The 1,408-nt window shown below is 44.9% G+C and carries 1 protein-coding gene; it reads right to left on the bottom strand.

All coding sequences use genetic code 11. From position 1 onward, the window contains the following. Positions 1-180 precede the first annotated feature (180 nt). Complete coding sequence (locus QUA47_RS30860; protein ID WP_333433635.1) at positions 181-1,056, bottom strand: alpha/beta hydrolase; 876 nt, start codon at positions 1,054-1,056, stop codon at positions 181-183. Positions 1,057-1,408: the final 352 nt, after the last annotated feature.

Raw genomic sequence — 1,408 nt, forward strand, 5'->3', positions numbered from 1 at the left:
AAGCTATAAAAGCGATGGTTAATCCAGATATGCAACAACCATCTTTAATTCCTCAAATTTAGACCTGAATCGTTACCCCCAGAGTAATCGCTAAGTCCGTTTTCCTATAACATCAATAGCGATCAAGGTGGGTTACTGCTGTTTCCAGGCAAACAGCACATTTTCAGTCGTTCACTCACGCTAAACTATGGAGGCATGGTGATGAATTCCTTTGACCTTGGAACTAAGCTGAAGAAAGTCTAGTAACACGGGATTGACCTGATCCGCGTGAGTCCAGTTGATGGCGTGTGGTCCACCAGGAATGACAACAAGGTGACTGTTTTTAATCAGCTTCGGGAGTCTTGCTGCGGTGGACTCAAGCGGCAAAATGCGATCGGCATCGCCATGAATGATCAGGGTTGGTACATCAATGCGGGGCAGATCATCGCGGAAATCGGTGAGCCAGGACGGTACACAATCTAAAGTCGCTTTCGCAGAAGACCCTACAGCCACATTCCAACTTGCCTGAATTGCCTCATTGCTAATCCGCTTACCTAGCAACACATCCACATTGAAGAACGCTTTGAAAAAGGCAGAGAAATAAGCTGGACGATCGTCAACAATCGCTTTCATAATGCCATCGAAAACGCTTTGATCAACACCCTCTGGATTGTCGTCTGTCTTTAATAGAAACGGTGGAACGGGAGCCATCAGCACGGCTTTCTGCACCCGCTCTGAGCCGTATTTGCCAAGATAACGTGTGACTTCACCTGTTCCCATTGAGAAACCGACCAGCACGGCATTTTGCAAGTCAAGCTTGGTCATGAGTGTATTCAAATCGGCGACGAAGGTATCGTAGTCATAACCAAACGAGGGTTGGCTGGAAGCACCGAATCCTCGGCGATCGTAGGTAATTACTCGATATCCTGCGTTCAGTAAAACTAAAACCTGCTTCTCCCAGGAATGTCCGTTCAATGGAAATCCATGAATCAGTACAATCGGTTGACCTGTCCCAATATCTTCGTAGTAGATATCAATATTTGCAGAGTTTTCTTGACCAACAGTAATGTAAGGCATGAGACGTTTCTCCGTTGTAAATTGATGATGTGTTTTTGTCGGTTGCATCACAATTGTTATGCAGCGATCGAGCACCGTCTTAACAAGGTTATGTCGCAAAAACTATGGTGAACAAACACATAACTTAGTTTGAACTCAATTAAGCAATAACTCCGAAAATTTGAGACACGAATTCTACTTGTGCTCGCACATCGCCTCTCTCAACCCCCTCCACTTGTCCTTTACGAATCATATTCATGGCCTCGATGAGGGCAGTTTGAGCCTGCTTACTTTACCATTGGAGTTTAGACTAAGCACAAATTTACTCAGCGTTAGCTGAGTAGAAATTATGGTGAATTTAGAGAGAGCTTCC

It is taken from the genome of Microcoleus sp. MON2_D5, from assembly GCF_036701905.1.
Classification (GTDB): Bacteria; Cyanobacteriota; Cyanobacteriia; order Cyanobacteriales; family Microcoleaceae; genus Microcoleus.